Raw genomic sequence first — 19,218 nt, 5'->3', positions numbered from 1 at the left:
GCGGCGTGATCGAACCTCCAACCCTATCCGGCCGCGTGGAGCGCACGGCATGCCTGGAGGGCAGGTGGGTCCGGGCAGACCGGGCCGGCAGGCCCCGCCGTCGCGCGGACCGCTGAGCCCCCAGCACGGCGGATGCGACCGGAAGGCCGCCGACAGGGCCCGGTCGCATCCACGACCGGGCCGCATCTCAGATCTTGCCGCAGCCGCTGAGTCCCCAGTGCTTCATGGCCCCTCGGGTCCGGGGCCCGTAGTAGCCGTCGGCATGGGCCTCCCCGAGATAGGCGGCCTGGACACTTCTGACGGCGAGGAAGGTCTTCTCGCCGTAGTAGCCGTCGACGGCGAGACTGAAGTGGTGGCAGTTGTTCAGACTGGTCTGGAGGACCTTCACGGCCTCGTTGGACTTGCTGGTGTTGAGGACGAGGTTGCAGGTCAGAGTGGGAGTCGGCTGCCCGTAGGCGGGAACCTTGTGCCCGTTGACGTTCTTGTACGTGTTGCAGGTCGGGTAGGGATCGGCCACTGCGGCCGAGGACGTGGAGGCGAGGCCGGCGAGGACGGCAGCGGCGAGCGCGGTGGCGGCGAGACGGTTCCTGGCCGGACGAGAGCGCAAGACTCCCTCACTTCCTTTTCTGTGGCGGGGGAGAAGACCCATGGTTGTTCCGTCCGCACTCACTCAGCGGCAGAAGTCGACACTGTTGAAGTCCCAGAACGCCTGCTGGGTCTTGGAGCCGGCGACTCCGTCGACCGCGAGACCCGCATTGGCAAACCGGTTCAGGTACTTCTGCAGCGCACTGACCGTCTGGGGTCCGACCACCCCGTCTTCCGCGCCGGCCCCGAGGCCCAGATCGTTGAACAACGCCTGCGCCCCCTTCCAGCTGTTGGTGCCCAGCTGCCCGTCGATCTTGCCGGTGTAGTAGTCGACCTTCTGCATGAAGCACTGCCACCGCTTCGCGCGGGTGGTGTTCAGCCCCAGGTTGACCACCGCGAGCGGTGCGACGGCCCCGGCACTCGGGGTCTGCTGCTGAACCGCTGCCGGAGCGGCCACCGCTGTGCCCGCGGTCGCCAGACCTCCGGTGGCGACACCGACCGCGGCGATGACGCCGACGAGTGCCTTGGTGAGAGCTCGCATGCCTGCCCTTCCCTCTGTTTGATGCGCAATGAACGGAACCGGCCGCGCCGACCGGTTCCGCAACGAGACTGCGGGGTCGCCGTGCTGTTCGGCCACGGTTGCCCCCCAAGTGGCACCGTCCCGGGACGTCCAACTCGTTGACCTGCTGAAACACGTCCCGTCATGGCCGCACGGCGGGACGCTCGCGCACGGGTGCCGGCCGGCCCTTGCGGGTCTGGTCCGTGGCCGGGTGGCCGCTGATGCAGAATGTCGCACGAACGAGGGGCCGGGCCGACGGACCCGAACGCGAACGGGGGAGACATGTCGCGCTGGAAGGAGCTGCCCGCTGAACTGCACCCGCAGATTCGTCAGTTGGTCGTCCGCTTGCGCAGACTCAAGGACCGCAGCGGACTGAGCACACGCCAGCTGGCAGTGAAGACGGGCTACAGCGCGAGGTCCTGGCACAGGTACCTGAACGGGCTGTCCCTGCCGCCCGGGGAAGCCGTCGAGGCGATGGCCCGTGTCTGCGGCGACGATCCGGTCAGGCTGCTGGTGCTGCACGAGGTCAGCGCCGAACACTGGGCGCAGGAACCGCCGGACACCGATGCCCCGGACACGACTCCGGCAACGCCCGCACGGCAGCCGTTCGGGCATTTCCAGCGCGCGCTGATCACGGTGGGAACGGTGGCCCTGGTCCTGTCCGTCTCCACATCCGTCCTGCTGGCCGTACGGCTCGGTGAGGCCCGTGCCGAACTCGCGGACAGGCGCGCCGCGGTCGCGGCGGCCCCGGTCACCGTGTCGGAGTCCATGGTGCCTGTCGTCTACACCTGTCGGCTGGAGGAGCATGAGGGCCGCTGGTACGCCGGCCTGAGCCGCACCACGGACGCCGTCCTGGCTTACACGTACGTGGGCCCAGAGGTGGCCGAGGCCCAGTGCCTGTTGCGCCGGGCGGGTTTCCCGCCGGGCGACATCGACGGCGTCTTCGGCCCGAAGACGCAACGCGCGGTCCAGCGCATCCAGGAACGGGACGGACTGGTGGTGGACGGTGTCGTCGGACCGCACACCTGGAAGGCCCTGCGGGAGGAGCCGCGCGGTTGAGCGCCGAACTCACCCGCCTCGCCACGGCGTTGCGGGAACTGAGGGCTCGCACGGGCCTGAGCCTGGCCGCGCTGTCGGAGCGGACCGCGTACAGCAAGTCGTCGTGGGAGCGGTATCTCAACGGCAAGAGCCTGGCCCCCCGTCAGGCCGTGCAGGACCTGTGCCGGGTCGCGGACGAACCGGAAGAGCGGCTGCTGGCGCTGTGGGAGATGGCCGAGTCACAGGCAAGCGGACGCGCGGCGGTCCCGGCCCCGGCCGCGGAGGAGCCGCAGCGCCGTCCACGTGCGGGACGACCGGACAACGGCAAGTCCCGCAACAGGGCCGGTTCGTTGTCCCTGGTGCCGGCACTGGTACTGGTGTGTGCCTCACTCGCCGGCGGCATGGCCCTGCTGCTGTTCCTCGTGCTGCCGGACACGGACCCGCAGAGGGACGGACCACGATCGGGCTCCGCCCCGTACTCCCTTGGCCCCCAGTGTCACGGAGCGGCCTGCGACGGCCGGGACCCGGTACGCCTGATCTGCGGTGTCGCCCCCGCCGGCCTGGCCACGTACCGCACCGCCGACGGTGCTCGTGTGGAACTGCGCTACAGCGAGAAGTGCGGAGCGAGCTGGGCCCGTGCCTGGGGGACCCGGGTCGGCGACCGGCTGGAGGTCACCGCGGGAGGCCCGACCTACGAAGTCCGCGTCGGGAACAAGGCCGACACACAGACCTACGTCTACACCGCGATGGTCACGGCCGGCCCCGGCAGCACCATCAGGGCCTGCTTCCGCCCCGCGCCGGCCAACACCGAACGGGAGTGCTTCACGTCCCGCGTGGGCCACACCACGGCCGGAACTGCAAATCGTTCGAGTCTGCTCCGCAGTCGGTGGTGACGGAGGGTGTCGTCAGCGCAGGAGCAGACGGTGGCGGAGGAGGTTCTGGCGCGTAAAGGGCCCGGCTGATGTTGCTGGTCAGAGCTGCCCTGCGCTGCTCTGCCTGCTGGGCGGGCGTGGGCTACCGGCTTCGGCGGGGCGGTCGGGGCGGATGGTGTTGAGTGATCGTCCGGTGATGCGTTCGGTGCCGTCGTGGATGGCGGTGATGGCGGCTCGGCGGATGAGTCCCGGGCTTGTTCGCGGTGGACGCTGCCTTCAACCGGGGCCTGTGCGCGGCACGCCAGTATCACCTTCGCTCTGGGCACCTCGACGTGCCCAAGGACCACACGGAAGAGGTTTTCGGCGACTACCCGGTGGACCTCGGTGCCTGGCTGGCGCGGCGGCGCAGGGACAGTGCCCAGGTGACCCCCGCCGGCAAGCGGGTTTGGCGGGTTTGGGTTTCGGGGGGGTGTTCTTTTTCTGGCGTCTGGGCAGTTGTTTCGGGGTGCAGTTGGCTGTTTCAGCGACCATGTTCGGCTGGGTGGGTGGGGGTTGGTCTTTGCTTGTGCGGGCTGGGATGTTGAGGGGGCGTGAGCCGTGTTTGGATGGTGTTGTCTGCCGCTGCTCGGCCAGTGTGTCCGGTGTGTGATGTATCGCGGTTTTTTGGTCTTTCGGTTGGGGTGTGCTCGGGCTGGCGTGGTGGTGGCATTGTGGGGGGAGCGGGGTTTGTCGCGTCGTTTCAGCTCATCGGCCGCCAGATTCTGCAGGGTGGGTGCCTGTTGCGTGGCCGTCGGCGTTTCATCGGGTGCCGCGGGGTCCTGGTGGCTGCCAGGGTCGGCACCGTTGTCTGTGTGCGGCACTCCGTCGGACGCGGGTGCAGCGGCGGGGCCGCTGCCGGTCGTGGCTGCAGGGTCCGGCTCTGGTTCGGGGCGTGCGGGGGGGGTGACCGGGCAGGGTCTCCCGCATGGTCGGCAGCAGGGCGTGGTTGCCCTGCAGGGTGTGCAGTTGATCCTGCGACGCGTCGGTTTCTGTACGGACACGCTCGCGGTTTTTTCGACGAGTTCCAGGTCGGCATCGATCTTGGCCGTGTAGTTCGTTCTGAGGGTGAGAAGTTCCGGGGTTGCTTCCGCTATGACGGCCAGCCTTCCGCAGCAGTGCGCACTCCGGGGGACGTTAGCGTCCGCACGGCGCTGTCCGGCGACTGTGAACGAGGAGGGACCGATCTTTGCCCGACTATGTGTGCACGTGGTCAATTGTCGTCATTATGCAACTGGTTCCGTATTTCTCATGAGTCGTGCGAGTGGTGAGCCGGTGGACCGGCACGGTGGGTGCAAGCAACAGCAGGGACCAGCCTGTCGCGCTTCTGGGCACGTGAACCACGCGAATCCTTGTGGGTGGGAGCGGAGAGCAAGGCAAGGGGCCGTCCAGCTGTGAGGGGACCTCAGGCCGGGTTGGGAACTGCTGGGGGTGCTGCCGCCCCGTGCCGTTCCCTGACCACCGGGCGGCCCACTGCCTTCGCCGGCCTGATCCGTCTGGTCTGCTGCGGCGGGCCGAGTGGTGAACCGCTCGGGTGTGATGGGCGCGGCGCAGGTGACCGGGGCGCCCCTGGCCGGCAGTTGTATGCCGAGCGGGTCAGGCGGCGCCGAGTTCGGGGGTGTGTAGCTGCTGCGTGGTTTCGAACACCTCGTCGAATGCGAGGGAGCGTTCCGTGGGTACCAGGTGGTAGGGGGGCCTGAGCCGGCGGCGGGTTGCGGATCTGTGCGGCCCAGCATGAGGACGTCCAGGGGAGTGAGGACGTCGAGGTTGTCGAAGACGTGGCAGATCGGCAGCTGGGTCCATGCGGCGAGTTGGAGGTGTGCCATGACGGCGGCCTGTTCCACCGCATGGCGCTGGGTGATGCGGCTGGTCATGCGGCTCTTGCAGTCGATCAGGAACACCTGCCGGTCCTTGGCGGCCACCAGATCGGGTGTCCACCGCAGTGAACTCCCGGTGCCCCGCAGGGCGACTCGCACCGCTTCGGTCAGCACGCTCTGGCCCCAGGGGCTGACGTCCCGTCCGCGCAGGGCGAGTTCCTCAGCGGCACGTTTTTCGTGCGCGTCGCCCGCGGCCTTCCTTTGCTGAAAGCTCGGCATAACGGCAAGTGTTGCTCCCCTCCTCAGGGTCGGAACAATCCGGTGTCCCGTCTCGGACGCTCCTGGCCAGGGGTGTTGGCGGTCGTTGTCGTTCAGTGGCGTTCATGGGTGTCCGTCGGTGTCTCCCTGCGTCTCAGGGCGTCTCACGCCGTCTTGAAGCAACATGACCGGATCTGACTCCTGCCGCCGTCGGCCGGGAGCTGCGGCCCACCTGCCGTGCGTCTGTCATCTCACCGTGGCGGGAGGTGGCTTCACCGTGCTGTCTTCCGCGCCGTTTCGGCGGGAGACGAGGGCTGCCAGGTGATCACCTTCCTGGCGTGGCATTGCTCGGTGCGCAGCGTTCGGGCAGGTGCCAGCAGATTTCGTCGTGTTCCCTGAGGTGCTGCCAGGCGGCCAGGAGACGGCAGCGGAGCAGTTGGCCGAGGAGATCCTCCGCCTGCTGGGGGGAATGACTGCCGAGCCGGGCAAGGACGTCGACTTCCGCGCTTGTGAAGCCGTCGGACGTGTGGGCTGCCAGGACCAGAGTGGTGAGCTGCACTGTGGGGGACATCCCGCGCGGCGCGACCAGCGGGACGGGGTGCAGGGGGCCCAGTGGGATGCGCGGGCGCGGACGCGACGACCGGATGTCTGGGTCTGCATGTCCGCATCGAGCAGATGCGCTTCCACGTGGGCACGTCGCGGGAGGGAACAGCGCAGCCACCCGGCATGTCCCAGCTCGGCCCAGAGCTCGGCACGGTCGTGCAGCCGCATGCTGCGCGGAAGACTGCTGGGGAGCCGGACGCGGCCTCGGCCGTCGGCGCGCAGGGCGCATTGCAGGGCCAGCAGCCGGGCGGCGGGGGAGGAGAAGCGGGGCAGCGCCCCCCCAAGGCAGGTGAGCATTTCCCGCACGCGCAACCGTTCGCCCGGTCCGTGCTGGGGACGAGTGCGCATGGCGGCTGCTCCGGCCGGCCGTGGTCGTGCGGAGGCCGGCAGGGTGTCGGGTACGACGGCGGTGTTGGTGGTGGCGGCCGCGCAGGCGGCGCATGCGTCCGCGAGGCGCCAGCAGCGCCCGCTGCGGTCGCAGGTCAGCGCCAGGAGGACGGGGCCGGCGCAGCCGCGGTGGCACGGGTGCCAGGAGCAGTTGCGGGCCCGGCACTGGCAGGTCTGCAAGTGCCGGGGCAGCACATCGCGCCGGGCGTGGCGGCCAGGTGTGTCAGGGCGGCGGAGCGGGCCGAGGCGGCCTGGCCGGTGGCCGTGCAGCGTGCATCGAGGGCAGGTCAGCACCGGCCCGCCGGGCTGCGGGTGCAACTGAACCGTCCAGATGCGCTGCACCGTTTCGTGCGTGGGGAGCCTCATCGGGCTCGCTGTCCCTCCGGTCTGCGGGCCGTCGAACGGGCGCGTCCCGGAAGACGGGAGGGGAGCGCCTCGCAGCAGCGGTCCCCGCACCGCCACTGTCACCCCTTCCCTGGCAAATAGTGCAGAGGTCTGTACTGACAGGGCAGGGTTCTGCACCGTCGGATGGTGGGGTGACGATCTTGCTGCCCGACCCCGACTCCGACCTCGCCGCGCTGCGCTGCGGGTGACGCTCGCGCCTGAGGGTCGAGCGCAACTGGACCTTCGACGAACTCGCCTGCCGCAGCGGTCTGGCCCGGCGTGCCCTCATCGGCCTGGAACACGGCCGCACCACCGGCAGCGTCACCACTTGGCACGCCCACGCCCTCGGCGTCCCCATCGACGAGCTCCTCGGCTCCCTTTGCGCAGACCCACAGCCCACCCGGCCCGACGCAACGGTGAACCGCCCGTCGGGTACCTCCGTCGTCCGGTGCGACATCACCTGAACAGGCGACCCGTCCTCGATCGCAGGTTCGCTCACTCGTGCGGGTGTTCCCTGGGCTTGCGCCATCCGCTGGACACTGTGAGCAGCTGTCCCGGTGCGGCGGCGCGCCGCCTGGCACCTTCACACCGCCATGTGCCCCAACTCCACCTCCACCGCATGCCGCTGGGACGGCAGCCCCCGCGACACCCGGCCCCGACGCCCGCTGCGCGTGGCCGCCACCAGCCCCAGCCGCCTGCTACGCACCGGCCAGAGCGGCCGTTGCCGCGCGTGCGGCAGACCCATCGACTTCTACCAGCGCGCAGACCAGCGCCCCATCGCCCTGCACCCCGCCGGACTGGCCGCTGCCCTCGTCCCCGTTTTCTGCTGCTGGCACCTGAGCTGCGGCATCGCCCACCCGCACGGTGACGGCAGCGCCTGGTGCCGCATCCCGCACGCCGTGCTCTGCCCGCCCGCATCCCGACGCTCCGCCTGACTTCCCACGTCGAGGAGATGCGCCGCCAACTTGGTGTCCGGTCCCGCCCTGATCGACGCCGCTGTCCGCTGCCTGTACTGGCTCCCGGCACCCCCAAAGGGGTCTGGAAGCTTCTGCCCGCCGACCCCCAGCGCGGCCAACTCACCCTGCCCACCGGGCCGATGGCCGTCTACGGCCTCAGCCGCATGCCGTACGGCGAGCAGCTGTGCTGGCGCACCCAGCACTGCCCCGGCCATGCCGCAGCGCCGGACGCCGCCGACCTCGCCCTGGCCGGATGGCAGGTCTTCGCCCCCCTCCTGCACGCAGCCCGCATCCGCACCCACCTCCCGCACGCCCCCGGCGACCAGGCGTGACGATGGCGCACCATGCCCTGGAAATCACCCTGGCCCGGCCCCTCGCCGCAGCCGAGCTCCACCACGCAGCCCGCACGATGCCGCTCGCCCCCAACCGCGACGCCACCCGGCTCATGACCGTCGTGCGCGCCAAGACCCCGGGAAAAGCCCTCACCGGACTGCGCCGCCAGATCGGCACACGGCTGCCCGTCGACGTCCTCACCACGCACTACCCGGACCGAAGCGGCGAGGTCCTCCTCAACGTCGCCTTCGCGCCCGCCGCGCACACCGCCCTCAGGGCAGCGGCCGACCAAGCAGCACAAACACCTCAGCGCTTTCTGGAGCTGGCCGTTCACCGGGCACTGGCCCAGCACGCCGACGCCGAGGCCGACCGGCTCGGACGAGCCCTGCAGCACCTGCTCGCCCACACCACCCCAGTCCATCTCCTCGCGGCCGTCGGGCACTGCCTGACCCGCACCTCCGGAGCCGCGCCGTGCTGAACCCGGCCGAGGAACAGGCTGCCGCGGCCGACGCCTTCCACGCCGGCGATCACCTGGCCCTGCAAGCCGGCGCGGGCACCGGCAAGACCACCACCCTGACCCAGCTCGCCCACGCCACCCAGCGCCGCGGCCGCTACCTCGCCTACAACCGGGCCATCGCCCAGGATGCCACCAGGCGCTTCCCCGAAAGCGTCTTGTGCAAGACCGCCCACGCCCTGGCCTACGCCGCCGTCGGTCACCGCTACGCCAGCCGCCCCTCGCCGCCCCGCCTGGCAGACCGGCCAAGCGCTCGGCATCACCAAAGCCATCCGCGTCGGAGAACGCGGCCTGTCCCAAAAGACCCTCTCCTATGTCACCCTGCGCACCGTGGCCCGCTTCTGCCACACCGCCGACGCGACGATCACCCGCCGCCACATCTCCCCAGCTGCGCGGCCTGGAAGAGCCCGGCCTGCACGCGCAACTCGCCGCGCACCTCGTCCCGTTCGCCCGCAAGGCATGGCTGGACCTGCAGTACCCCGACGACGGCGCCGTCCGCTTCGACCACGACCACTACCTCAAGCTCTGGGCCCTCACCCAGCCGAAGACCGACGCCGACTTCCTGCTCCTCGACGAGGCCCAGGACACCGACCCCGTCGTCGGGAAGATCTTCCTTGCCCAACGCGACCACGCCCAGCTGGTCATGGTCGGCGACTCCGCTCAGGCCATCTGCCACTGGCGCGGCGCCAAAGACGTCATGGCCGGCTTCGACGGCACCCAGCTTGCCCTTTCCCGGTCCTTCCGCTTCGGCTCCCGCTTCGCCGAGGAAGCCGATCGCTGGCTGTACCTGGCCGACGCCCCCGTCCCTCTCACCGGCGCCGACACCGTGCCCACCGGACTCGGTCCCGTCACCCGGCCTGATGCGGTCCTGTGCCGTACCAACGTCGGCGCCATGGCCCAGGTCATGGAGCTGCTGTCCGACGGACACCAGGTCGCGCTGGCCGGGGGAGGAGACAGCCTGCGTGCTCTGGCCCTGGCAGCCCGCGACCTCGAAGAAGGACGCCGCACCACCCGTCCCGAACTGGTTCTGTTCACCACCTGGGGCGATCTGCAGGACTACGCCGCCTACGACCCCGCCGGCCGCGATCTGCAACTCCTGGTCGACCTGGTCGACCCCCACGGCGCGTACGCCATCCTGGCCGCCGTGGTTCATCTCGCGCCCGAAGACCAGGCCGAGGTGACCGTCTCCACCGCGCACAAGGCCAAAGGCCGGGAATGGGCGCAGGTGAAGATCGCCGACGACTTCACCCCACCCTCCGACGGGCCGCCGCACGACACGGGGCAGGGAACCGTCCGCCGGATCGACGACAAGGAGGCCTGCTTGGCCTACGTAGCCGTCACCCGTACCCGGCACCGCCTCGACATCGGCGGCCTGTCCTGGATCAACGAGCATCCGCAAGAAACATCGGCCGGTCCTCAGCCACCGCGGTGATGCCCAGGGCGGGTTCCGGGCCTTGGAGCCTCCGCCGGGAAGATGCACGGGGAGCAGCGTTACGGATTGCAAGGGACGGGCGGCTGCCTCTGTCGGTGACGGCGCAGGCGAGAAGCCCTCAATGGCAGCCCGCTGTCCACAGACAGCCCCCGGCAGGCTTCTTGAGCTATGGACATCAGCTCGCCGGGCATCGCCCGGAACAACAAGAAGACGCCGCGCTGCGAACGCCACGACACCCTCCTCCAGGCCGAGGAGCTCAGCGAGTTCGCGGCCCGGTTCCCGGCCGGCCACCAGGCGCAGACGGCGTTCCTCCTGGCCAACTACGCCGGCAACACCTCCCTGGTCGCCGCGCTCTTGGGCACTGGAGTGCGTACGGTGCGCCGCCACTGCCGTGGGTGGCCGCCACCGCCCGGGCTCCGGCTGCGCCGGGCCCTGCACCGCCGTGTCGTGGACCTCGTGTGCCCGCGGTGCCTGTCCGATCGTGCGGTGGAACAGGCGCGCCAGGCGAATCGGGAAGCCCGGCGCGCGGCCCGACGGCTTCCGCGTGATCCCGGCGGCATGGATTGCTGACACACCGGGTGCCCGAGAACCTTCAGCCCCCTCAGAACACTGAAAGCTTTTCTGCATTGAAGATAGTGAAAAGCTGATTGAAATGCGGAAGTTGCATGGATCAGGTAAGATGGTGGCATGGGATTGCGCTTGGAGGAGTCGCTGCGGCTGACGGTGGCCGCGTTGATGCAGGTAACGGGTGAATCGCAGCGGTCGGTCGCAGGAGTGCTGGGACTGACGCAGACACAGGTGTCGCGCCGGCAGTCGGGCACCATCTCCTGGAGCCTGCGCGACGTCGACGTCCTGGCCGAGCACTACGGCATCGGCGCGCTGGATCTCCTGGCGGGTCCGACCAGAGCGTGCGAGGCGCTGCCCGCCGACAGGCGCCGTACCGCGCGGACCGAAGCAAGGGGGACGGGCCGGTGAGCGACTTCGACGCGATCGACTCGCTACTTGACGCCGTCGGCCCCCAGGCCGAACTCCCGCCCTGCCACGTGCGCCGCGAGCTGCGGGAGCGGGCTCGGCTGTCCAAGGCGCAGGTGGCACGCGCGCTCGGCGTGAGCCCCTCAACCCTCAGCGGATGGGAAAGCGGCCGGGACCCGGCCGGCGAGATCCGCACCAAATACGCCTACCTGCTGGACGGGCTGAACGCCAAGCTCGCCACCGAGAGCGGGAGCGAGACCGAGGCGGCGCCGGCTGCGGAGCAGCCCGTCACGTCAGGCACGGCCGCGACTGTCACCCCTTTGTCTTCGCCCGACCTCGGCCAGGACGAGGAAGGGGACGACGTGGAGCTGCTCGTCGCCCCTGAGCCCTGTGTGCTGTGCGGCCGTCCCGCCGGACAACGCGTGGCGGGGTTCGCTCAGCACCTGACCCCGGCCGACTGCCAGCCCACCGCCACCGGGGCCCCAGCTGCCCCGCTAGCCGGACAGCCCACCGCGCACACCTCGAAGGCGCCGCTGCGCACGACACGTCCGGCGCGTGCGACGGAGCGTTCCAAGGGCCCGGCCCGCCACGCGTTCCAGGAGACGTCCGGCCCGGTCGACCTGATCCGCGAGGCCGTGCAGGGCGCGCTCGCCGAGCACCGGGGCGACGTCGACGCAGCCACGGCGGCGCTGGTGAAGCGGGCCATCCCGGACGCGATGCGACTGCTGGACGAGACCCGTAAGGGCGCCCGCTACGACATGATCGCGCACCCCTGGATCCCCGACATCCTCAAGAAGCAGACCGCGCGCGGCGCGGACCAGATCTGGGAAGCCCGCCCCAAGTGGACCCGTCACGAACTCCCGCCCGGCCGGCATCAGGTGACCGCGCTCGACATCAACGGCGCCTACCTCTCCGCCCTCAAGACGCACCTCCCCTTGGGCCAGCTCGAGCACTCCACCGGCCTCGCCCACGACCGCCGCCGCTCCGGAGTCCACCTGATCACCCCGCCCGAGTGGGAGCACGAGGCGGTGCTGCCCAACCCGATCGGCCAGCGGGACGAGCCCGGCCCCCTGTGGGTCACCGAGCCGACGCTCCGCCTCCTGCTGCGCCTGTCCGGCCCCAAGCACCAGCTGTGCGACCCTCCTCAGATCCACGAGTCGTACACCTCCGGGGCCACGGAGAACCTGCTGGAGAAGTTCCGCATCGCCCTGAAGGACGCCCGCGACACGGCGATCGAGCAGGGCGACACGGTGACGCTGGAGTACGTGAAGGCGATGTACTCGAAGTTCGTCTCCACGATGGGGGAGTCGAACTACAACCGGGAGCTTTACCGGCCGGACTGGATGCACCTCATCCGCAGCCAGGCCTTCGCCAATCTGTGGCTCAAGGCGCTCAAGGCCCATGACGAGGGCCTGGCCGTCGTCCGGGCGATGGGCACCGACGAACTCCACGTCATCGGTGACTGGCGCCGTGTCTTCGCCGAAGGCCGAGCTGTTACCGAGGTCAAGGTCAAGGACACGTACACCGCCGGAACCGACGCCGCTGAGCACGCAGACGAGGGGGAGTAGTGCCAGAGAAGAACATCGACTTCGGACGGTTCGGCGCCCGGGGCATCAAGGGCAGCGACGCCGTCGCTCGCAAACTCGACGAACTCGCGGGCGGCATCGCCACTCCCGTGACTGCCAAGCGCGGCTGGATGGCGCGCCTGCACTACCTGACGAAGTCGACCCCGACCTTGAAGGCCGCGCAGGACGCCGGACTCACCGTGACCCACCGGACGCTGAAGGCCTGGCTGGAGGGCAAACGCCGCCCCTCCAAGACCAGCCTGGAACGCATCGAGCAGGCGTACCGGACGGTGCGCCGTCACAACGTCGCCCGCCACCTCCTCAGGCGCCTCAACCGCGACGGACGCGGCACCCGGGTGGAGATCCACCCGCTCAACCAGTCCCAGGTGCCGCAACAGCTGCAGCGCGTGGTGGAGTACCGGACGATGAACGTGCGCCGCTGGGACCGCATCGTCGGCTCCTGGGCGGCCGGCGACCACCAGAGCCTCGACGCAGCGTGGCAGGACACGATCGTCGACCTCGGCTCGCAGTGGGGCCAGTACGAGTACGTCACCAACGTCGGCTTTGCCGCATAGAGCCCTGCTCTAGGAACTGCAGACTCGTAAGCGCTCGCGAGCCACTCACCTCCGGCATCCGAATGGGTAAGCAGTGCCGACGATGTAGTTCGTCGGCGGATCATGAGCAATCTGGTTGCAGCAGTTCAGCTGCTTCAGGGCAAGAGCGCTGTCCTGAATCGGTTCGCTTGTCCGGGCCTTCGGAGCGTGAAGGCGCTCAGCGGCTGGCGGCCAGATTCACGGCCGTCTCTTTGATCAGTTCGCGGACTAGGAGAAGAGCCTGTGGACTGGGTGGAGCAAGCTCGCGCGGCGGAACGGCTTCAACAATGGGACATGGCGATCGCGCTGGTAAGCGCCCATGCCGAGTGCTTCTCCGACGATCCAGACATGCACGGCAATCATCTGTGGCACATGGATCTGCTGGCCCTGGCGGAACGGATTCCAGAACTTACGGAGCGCGCCCTCACGGATAACCACGCACGTCGAAGACTGAACAGATCGCTTCGAGAGCGGGGCATGGAGGCGGCGCTGCGTGACCGCGCCGAAGACGGCGACCGCGACGCCTTGTACGTCCTTGTTCGGCTGATGTGCGAGACGGGTCGGGTGCAAGAAGCCCAGACAGTAGTCCAGGACATCGGCCCGGACGACCAGTACGCACACCAGATTGTGGCCAGAGGCTGCCGGCCGTAAGTGTCCGGCTATGACTTTCTTGTGAAGTTACCTGTGCCGGCCTCGGTGAGGATCCCGAGTTTGACCAGGCGTTTCAGCTTGGCGCGGGTGCCCTCGACGTTCTTCGGCAGCAGTTCGCGGCCGAGGGCTTCGCAGACGTCCTTGGCCCGTAGCGGTCCGGTCGTCTGGTGGAAGGCGTCGAGGATACGGGGGTAGTCCGGGTGCTCGGGCAGATCCGGCGGGCCGGCCGGAATCCGGTCGGCGAGGCCGGTGACAGTGGTGCGGGTGATCGCGAGGTGCTCCAGGTGCGTCTCGGCCTCCCGCAGCCGGGCCTGCAGGCCGTCGATCTGTGTGCGGAGGTCGTCGGCCAGGGCCCGGGCGGCGTCTTCCTGGAGGTCCAGGGCGTCGAGCAGGGGCTGGAGGCTCACGCTGCCACCCTCTGCGTCTCGCGCCAGGTGGGGGCGTTCGCGCCGGTGAGGCGCCGGGTCATGACGTGGGTCATCGCCCAGTAGACGCGGGAGGCGGAGGAGGAGGGGCGGTGCTCGTAGTCGCGGACCAGGCGCCGGTGCAGTATCAGGATCCCGTAGGTCTGCTCGACCCTCCACCGCTTCGGCTGCGGCACGAACCCTTTGTGCTGAGGGCTGCGTGCGACGATCTCGACATCGATGCCCAGGCCGGCTCCGTGCACGACGACCTGGTTCTTGAAGCCCTGGTCGACCAGGGCTTTGCGGACGGTGCCGCCGGTGTGCTCGGCTACCTGGTCCAGCAGGACGGTGCCCGCGGCGTTGTCGTGGGTGCTCGCGGCGAGGACGACGACCGTGATGACCAGGCCGAGGACGTCCACGACCAGTCCGCGTTTGCGGCCGGGCACCCGCTTGGCCGGATCGTGACCACTCGTGGTGGCGGGGACCCCGGCGGCCACGTGAACACTCTGGGTGTCCAGGACCACCAGGGTCGGGTCCTCTAATCGGCGGGCGCGTTCACGGACCTGGCAGCGCAGGAGTTCATGAATGACCTGATCAGTGCCGTCGTCCCGCCAGGCGGCGAAGTAGTAGGTCGCGCTCTTCTGGGGCAGGTCGTGCGGGAGATAGGCCCACTGGCAGCCGGTCCGCCCCTGGTAGAGGATCGCGTTCACGATCTCCCGCATGTCGTAGGTGCCCTGATGGCCGCTGACCGAGCGGTGCCGGTCCTTCCACGCGGTGATCACCGGCTCGATCAACGACCACTGCTCGTCCGATAAGTCACTCGGATACGGCTTGCGTTCACCCACCCGGTCACATCACCAGATCAGCAACCGCGGACCGGCGGATTCCGCCCTGCCGCCACACCATCAGGCGACAGCAGAACCACTCAAAGGCTCATGAACCGCCCACTGAAGGCACCCGACCTGCCTCCCAGAAGGAGCGCATCGAACACGTACTGCTTCATGCCATTTCTGCATGTGATCGAAGTGACGGAAACAGAGCACTGCGGTGCATGAGCACCTGCATCGGCCACCGCAGCCGTACCAGAACACGCCAGTCCAGTCCGCATGACAGGAGTTTCCGCAGATCCGAGAACACTGTCCCGCATGTTTCGAACACCGCCGGACCCGTGACCGCATCACGGCGCGTTTTCGAGGCACTGCCAAAGCCTCCGCTGATCAAACCGGCGGATTTGTCAGTGCCCGCTGCTACACCAATTCCCAGAGATCAGACCGCAGTTGGCGGCCTGACGACACGGAGGAGGAAGCAGTGGCGAAGCCGCCCGAGGGCTACTACAAGGTGCGAAGTCATTACCGACGCAAACCCCGCCCCAGCGCGAAGAAACTGAGCGGCTGGTCGATCGCAGGGCTGATCGCGGTGGTGTGGCTATGGAGCCAGCTCATCGGCTTCGGAAAGGCCTCCCCGACAACACCGCAAACCCCTACACCATCAGTGTCAGCGAGCGTGGGCTACTGATGCCCCGCCGCTCGCCCCGGCTACGCCCACCCCGCGGCGGCAGGGAACAGGCCGCCGCCGCGGCCGTCGCCTGCGCCGCACTCTGGCTGCTGGCCAAGATCGCCACAGCCACATGGCAGGCAGCCGTCCGCATCTGGCCATGGCTCGCCGTCCTCGCAGCTCTCGCCCTCTGCTACGCAGCCTGGCGGTTCATCCGTGAACTGCAGGCCCGGAAGGTGCGGGCCCAGACGCTGGCCCGGCTCCGGATCACGCTCGCGCAACTCGACGCCATGGACGACCGGGCCTTCGAGTTCGCCCTACGTGACCTGCTCCTCCGGGACGGCTGGAACGCACGGCAGGTCGGCCGACAAGGAGACCAGGCCGCAGACGTCATCGGCGAAGACCGCCAACGCGGCAGAATCGTCCTGCAGGCCAAGCACACGACCGTCGCCGGCAAGGTCGGCTCCTCAGTGATGTACCAGGTCAAAGGCACCGCAGGCCCCGCGCACGGAGCTGATATCGCAGTCGTGGTCACCAACGGCTCCTTCACCCGGGACGCCAAAACATGGGGCGAACGCCACCAAGTGCACTGGATCGACCGGGACCGCCTGCGCCGGTGGGCCGAACACGGCACGCCCCTGCAAGACCTTCTGCGCCTGCCCACGCCACGCAAGACAGCCTTCCGCCGGGCTGCCTGAAACCAAGCGGAGAATGCCCGAGCCCCGAGCCGTCGCCCCCTATCCGCATCCGACAACACTGATCATGGGGCGCGCATGGGCTCGCAGCGCGCCCCCGCCAGAGCAGAGACACTGCGCCGCACCCCTGCTGTACGCGAGAATGAACGCGAGTCAGCCCCTCCTGCATGCCGAGGAAAACGCGCGATGACCGCCAGTCCCACCGCAACAGAACACCCCGGGCGTCTGGTCCTGCGCACAGACCAGCAGGAGGGCCTCGCCAACACGGTTCGCCACCTGCGCCGCCCGCGCACCCGCGGGCACGCCGTCTCGGCCTGCGGCACCGGCAAGACCCTCTTCGCACTGCGCGTAGCCGAGGAACTCGGCGTGCAGCACCTGGCAGTGGCAGTGCCCAGCCTGGACCTGGTCGCACAGTGGGCAGCGGCCGCCCGCGCAGACGGCCGCCGCGAGCCGATGATCACCGTCTCCTCGCTACGCGCCGCCTCCCACCCGTTGCTCGCCGAGGCCGAGGTCGACTCGGCCAACGCGGGGGAGTACCTGGCCTACTGGCTCGGCCGCCACCCCGAAGCGACGGTCTTCTTCACCTACGACTCGCTGTCCAAGATCGAAGAGGCCCAGCACTCTGCGATCTTCCCCGCCCCCCTCTTCGGCCTGCTGGTCGTGGACGAAGCCCACGCCACGGCCGGCACCTGGGAGAAGAACTGGACTGCGCTGCACGACAACGAGCGCATCCCCGCCGAGCGCCGCCTCTACCTCACCGCCACCCCCTATGTGTGGGACGCCCCCCGCCTGACCGAGCCGCCCACCACCAGAGCGCAACCCAAGCGCACCACCGCCACCGCACCCGCCTGGGACGACCCAGCCCTGCTGGCGACCATGGACCAGCCGCAGATCTTCGGCCCCCGCCTGCACACCTACTCCCACGCCGACGCCATCGACGACGGTATCCTCGCCGACTACCAGCTCGTCGTCCCCACCGTCACCGACACTGAACTGCACAACGCGCTCACCGATCCTGAAGCCGAGCCCACCGCGCGCCGCACCACCGCCCTGCACTTGGCCATCCTCAAAGCCATGCGCGAGCAGGACCTGCGGCACGTGTTCGTCTACTTCCAGCAGATCGCCGACGCCGCCGACTTCGCCCGCCAGTTCGCCCACACCCTGCGCACCCTCCCCGACGAACTGCGCCCTGACTGGGCGGACGACGTCGTCGTGCAGTCCATCGACGGCACCCACAGCCCCCACCGGCGCGCCGACACCATCGCCCGCTTCAGCAACGCCGAGCGAGGCGTGCTGGCCAACGCCAAGGTCCTAGGCGAAGGCGTCGACCTGCCGGCCGTCGACGCCGTCGTCTTCGCCGACCGCACCGCCAGCGTCCGCCGCATCGTCCAAGCGCTCGGCCGCGCCCTGCGCAAACCACCCACCCTCAAGACGAAGACAGCCAGCCTCGTCATTCCCGCCTACATCCCGCCCGGCACCGACCCCACCGACCTCCTCGGCACCCCCTACGAAGCCCTCTGGCTGGTCACCGCCGCCCTGCGCCACCACGACCAGACCATCGCCGCCCGCACCCCCCGGGCCAAGAACCAGCATCCCGCCCGCGACTCCCACACCTACATCACCCGCCGCTTCCGCTTCGACCACACCCTCGACCCCACCGCGATCGCCCGCGCCCTCGACCTGCTGGTGTGGCCCTCCAGCGGCGCTGTCCTGTCTGCTCCCCGCCGCGCTGGCCTAGCCGCCGCCATCCGCTACCAAAGCGAACACAGCCACCTGCGCGTGAGCGCCGACTACGAGGACGCTTACGGCTACCGGCTGGGGCAATTCATCACCGGCCAACGCACCGCCTACCAGGCAGGCGCCCTCGATCCGGCATGGATCGCCGAGCTCGAGGATCTCGGCATGATCTGGGACGACCACGAGGCCACCTGGCAAGGCCACCTGGCCACCGTCGAGGCCTTCCACGCCGAACACGGCCACCTTGCCATCCCCACCCAACTACCCGGAGGCCAGTTCCTTGCCGACCAGCGCGCCCTAGCTCGAAAGGATCGCCTCACCCCCGACCGCGACAACCAGCTCACAGCCCTCGACCCAGACTGGAAACTCCCATACGGCCCCGACTGGCATCGCAAGTACCATCTGCTGCGCCGCCACCTGGAAGCCGGCAACCACCCCAGCACGCTGCGCCGCGACACGGTCATCCACGGAGTGAAGGCGGGCAGCTGGCTACACCGCCAGCTCACCAGCTGGCCCGACCTCGACCCCGGCCAGCGCGACCTGCTCGCCCGCATGGGAATCATCCCCGACCGCGCCCTCCTGGAACAGAAACACGCCGCGGGCAGGCCGAGCACATCGCGGCGGCGCACGTTCGCGCAAACCACCGAAATCCTCGGGCTCTTCGTGGCACGGTGGGGGCGCACCCCCGGCGCCCGAGAGTGGATCGAGGTGGACGGCGACCGTGTCATGATCGGTCCCTGGCTCGCCAAGGTCCGCACCAAGCTGAACAACGATCAACTCCCCTCAGAGCAAGAAGAGTTGGTGTCCGCTACCCTTGCCGAGCACGGCATCGATCTGGTCCGTGCTCCTGGGGACCATCGCACCATCAAGCGGCTGAGGTTTGGCCGCTGAGCTCAGTGCGACAGCAGACGCGTTCGCCCGCTCCCGGGTCCCATTCTCCAGTGAGCGGGGGAGTGGCAGAACTCGAATACTCCAAAGTTTTGGAGACAAGGAAGCAGCGGCACACAGGATTGGCACGGCTTGACGTTCTAGTCGTAACTGACGACCCGTCAGCAAGCACCCAGTCGGGTAGGCCAACGTGCCCAGCCGTCCGTACTGCTAGCCGAATTAACCTGCACCCCAGTCATGTTGGACTTGAACAGCGAAGGCGAGTCGGGGAGGAGGCACGATCGCGGAGCGATCGGGACACCGCACCGACGACCCAACTCGATCCGCGGAGCGGATCCGGTCCCGGAGGGACCGAGCCCAGCACCCGCGGAGCGGGTGCTGAACCGACGCGTAGCGTCGGCGCGTCGTTCCTGCGGAGCAGGACCGGGCGAGTTTACACCTCAGA

The 19,218-nt window shown here is 69.2% G+C and carries 18 protein-coding genes and 1 pseudogene; 14 read left to right on the top strand and 5 right to left on the bottom strand.

Annotated features, from left to right (window positions below; genetic code table 11):
• Positions 1 to 187: 187 nt before the first annotated feature.
• Together HZS56_RS17380 and HZS56_RS17375 are read right to left on the bottom strand one after the other, a co-directional pair.
• Positions 188 to 607, bottom strand: coding sequence for a peptidoglycan-binding domain-containing protein (locus tag HZS56_RS17380; protein ID WP_216721612.1), 420 nt, complete (start codon positions 605 to 607; stop codon positions 188 to 190).
• 63 nt (positions 608 to 670) lie between these two features.
• Positions 671 to 1,126 (bottom strand): peptidoglycan-binding domain-containing protein, encoded by a 456-nt coding sequence (locus HZS56_RS17375; protein WP_216721611.1) that lies wholly within the window; start codon positions 1,124 to 1,126, stop codon positions 671 to 673.
• 300 nt (positions 1,127 to 1,426) lie between these two features.
• Between HZS56_RS17375 and HZS56_RS17370 the strand changes: the two genes are divergently transcribed.
• The 3 genes from HZS56_RS17370 to HZS56_RS17360 all read left to right on the top strand — a co-directional run bounded on the left by HZS56_RS17370 (position 1,427) and on the right by HZS56_RS17360 (position 3,638).
• A complete protein-coding gene (locus HZS56_RS17370) occupies positions 1,427 to 2,203 on the top strand; it encodes a peptidoglycan-binding protein (RefSeq protein WP_216721610.1) in 777 nt (258 codons plus the stop codon).
• The gene (locus HZS56_RS17365) at positions 2,200 to 3,075 is read left to right on the top strand and encodes a helix-turn-helix domain-containing protein (protein ID WP_216721609.1); all 876 of its coding nucleotides are present in this window, start codon (positions 2,200 to 2,202) and stop codon (positions 3,073 to 3,075) included. The genes HZS56_RS17370 and HZS56_RS17365 overlap by 4 nt, the downstream gene beginning before the upstream one ends.
• A gap of 242 nt (positions 3,076 to 3,317) precedes the next feature.
• Positions 3,318 to 3,638, top strand: a complete 321-nt coding sequence (locus HZS56_RS17360) for a helicase associated domain-containing protein (RefSeq protein ID WP_308408092.1) — start codon at positions 3,318 to 3,320, stop codon at positions 3,636 to 3,638.
• Between the two features lie 1,852 nt (positions 3,639 to 5,490).
• Here HZS56_RS17360 and HZS56_RS38270 read toward each other — a convergent pair.
• Positions 5,491 to 5,724 (bottom strand): hypothetical protein, encoded by a 234-nt coding sequence (locus HZS56_RS38270; RefSeq protein ID WP_253914415.1) that lies wholly within the window; start codon positions 5,722 to 5,724, stop codon positions 5,491 to 5,493.
• Positions 5,725 to 7,132: 1,408 nt separating this feature from the next.
• On the opposite strand from HZS56_RS38270, the gene HZS56_RS38260 reads away from it, so the two are divergent.
• From HZS56_RS38260 to HZS56_RS17315, 9 genes and pseudogenes are all read left to right on the top strand, one after another.
• The gene (locus tag HZS56_RS38260) at positions 7,133 to 7,474 is read left to right on the top strand and encodes a DUF6083 domain-containing protein (RefSeq protein WP_253914414.1); all 342 of its coding nucleotides are present in this window, start codon (positions 7,133 to 7,135) and stop codon (positions 7,472 to 7,474) included.
• A gap of 161 nt (positions 7,475 to 7,635) precedes the next feature.
• On the top strand, positions 7,636 to 7,827 hold the full coding sequence (locus tag HZS56_RS38255) for a hypothetical protein (protein ID WP_253914413.1): 192 nt from the start codon (positions 7,636 to 7,638) through the stop codon (positions 7,825 to 7,827).
• On the top strand, positions 7,824 to 8,306 hold the full coding sequence (locus tag HZS56_RS17345; protein ID WP_216721607.1) for a hypothetical protein: 483 nt from the start codon (positions 7,824 to 7,826) through the stop codon (positions 8,304 to 8,306). The genes HZS56_RS38255 and HZS56_RS17345 overlap by 4 nt, the downstream gene beginning before the upstream one ends.
• Positions 8,303 to 9,774, top strand: a pseudogene (locus tag HZS56_RS17340) (UvrD-helicase domain-containing protein). Before HZS56_RS17345 ends, HZS56_RS17340 begins: the two are co-directional and overlap by 4 nt.
• A gap of 168 nt (positions 9,775 to 9,942) precedes the next feature.
• A complete protein-coding gene (locus HZS56_RS17335) occupies positions 9,943 to 10,344 on the top strand; it encodes a hypothetical protein (RefSeq protein WP_216721606.1) in 402 nt (133 codons plus the stop codon).
• A 117-nt stretch (positions 10,345 to 10,461) separates the two neighbouring features.
• Entirely contained in the window at positions 10,462 to 10,749 is a 288-nt protein-coding gene (locus tag HZS56_RS17330) for a helix-turn-helix domain-containing protein (protein WP_073729847.1), read from the top strand.
• Positions 10,746 to 12,314, top strand: a complete 1,569-nt coding sequence (locus HZS56_RS17325) for a helix-turn-helix domain-containing protein (RefSeq protein ID WP_216721605.1) — start codon at positions 10,746 to 10,748, stop codon at positions 12,312 to 12,314. Before HZS56_RS17330 ends, HZS56_RS17325 begins: the two co-directional genes overlap by 4 nt.
• A complete protein-coding gene (locus tag HZS56_RS17320; RefSeq protein WP_097885222.1) occupies positions 12,314 to 12,886 on the top strand; it encodes a transcriptional regulator in 573 nt (190 codons plus the stop codon). Before HZS56_RS17325 ends, HZS56_RS17320 begins: the two co-directional genes overlap by 1 nt.
• A 261-nt stretch (positions 12,887 to 13,147) precedes the next feature.
• Positions 13,148 to 13,555, top strand: a complete 408-nt coding sequence (locus tag HZS56_RS17315; protein WP_216721604.1) for a hypothetical protein — start codon at positions 13,148 to 13,150, stop codon at positions 13,553 to 13,555.
• An 8-nt stretch (positions 13,556 to 13,563) separates the two neighbouring features.
• On the opposite strand, the gene HZS56_RS17310 is transcribed toward HZS56_RS17315, so the two are convergent.
• On the bottom strand, positions 13,564 to 13,962 hold the full coding sequence (locus HZS56_RS17310) for a hypothetical protein (RefSeq protein WP_216721603.1): 399 nt from the start codon (positions 13,960 to 13,962) through the stop codon (positions 13,564 to 13,566).
• Positions 13,959 to 14,804 carry an IS5 family transposase gene (locus tag HZS56_RS17305; RefSeq protein ID WP_216721602.1) on the bottom strand — a complete coding sequence of 282 codons (846 nt, stop codon included), beginning with the start codon at positions 14,802 to 14,804 and terminating at the stop codon, positions 13,959 to 13,961. Before HZS56_RS17305 ends, HZS56_RS17310 begins: the two co-directional genes overlap by 4 nt.
• A gap of 669 nt (positions 14,805 to 15,473) precedes the next feature.
• On the opposite strand from HZS56_RS17305, the gene HZS56_RS17300 reads away from it, so the two are divergent.
• Together HZS56_RS17300 and HZS56_RS17295 are read left to right on the top strand one after the other, a co-directional pair.
• Positions 15,474 to 16,151, top strand: a complete 678-nt coding sequence (locus HZS56_RS17300) for a restriction endonuclease (protein ID WP_216721648.1) — start codon at positions 15,474 to 15,476, stop codon at positions 16,149 to 16,151.
• A 183-nt stretch (positions 16,152 to 16,334) separates the two neighbouring features.
• On the top strand, positions 16,335 to 18,776 hold the full coding sequence (locus HZS56_RS17295; RefSeq protein ID WP_216721601.1) for a DEAD/DEAH box helicase: 2,442 nt from the start codon (positions 16,335 to 16,337) through the stop codon (positions 18,774 to 18,776).
• Positions 18,777 to 19,218: the final 442 nt, after the last annotated feature.

Origin of the sequence: Streptomyces mayonensis (assembly GCF_018982965.1) — a bacterium.
Taxonomy (GTDB): Bacteria; Actinomycetota; Actinomycetes; order Streptomycetales; family Streptomycetaceae; genus Streptomyces; species Streptomyces mayonensis.
This window is presented reverse-complemented; position numbering and strand designations above follow the sequence as displayed.

Coding starts and splice junctions, on each gene's coding strand:
- HZS56_RS17375 (WP_216721611.1), bottom strand. CDS start 1,126: ATGCGAGCTCTCACCAAGGCACTCGTCGGCGTCATCGCCGCGGTCGGT.
- HZS56_RS17370 (WP_216721610.1), top strand. CDS start 1,427: ATGTCGCGCTGGAAGGAGCTGCCCGCTGAACTGCACCCGCAGATTCGT.
- HZS56_RS17330 (WP_073729847.1), top strand. CDS start 10,462: ATGGGATTGCGCTTGGAGGAGTCGCTGCGGCTGACGGTGGCCGCGTTG.
- HZS56_RS38260 (WP_253914414.1), top strand. CDS start 7,133: ATGTGCCCCAACTCCACCTCCACCGCATGCCGCTGGGACGGCAGCCCC.
- HZS56_RS17335 (WP_216721606.1), top strand. CDS start 9,943: ATGGACATCAGCTCGCCGGGCATCGCCCGGAACAACAAGAAGACGCCG.
- HZS56_RS17300 (WP_216721648.1), top strand. CDS start 15,474: ATGCCCCGCCGCTCGCCCCGGCTACGCCCACCCCGCGGCGGCAGGGAA.
- HZS56_RS17295 (WP_216721601.1), top strand. CDS start 16,335: ATGACCGCCAGTCCCACCGCAACAGAACACCCCGGGCGTCTGGTCCTG.
- HZS56_RS38255 (WP_253914413.1), top strand. CDS start 7,636: ATGGCCGTCTACGGCCTCAGCCGCATGCCGTACGGCGAGCAGCTGTGC.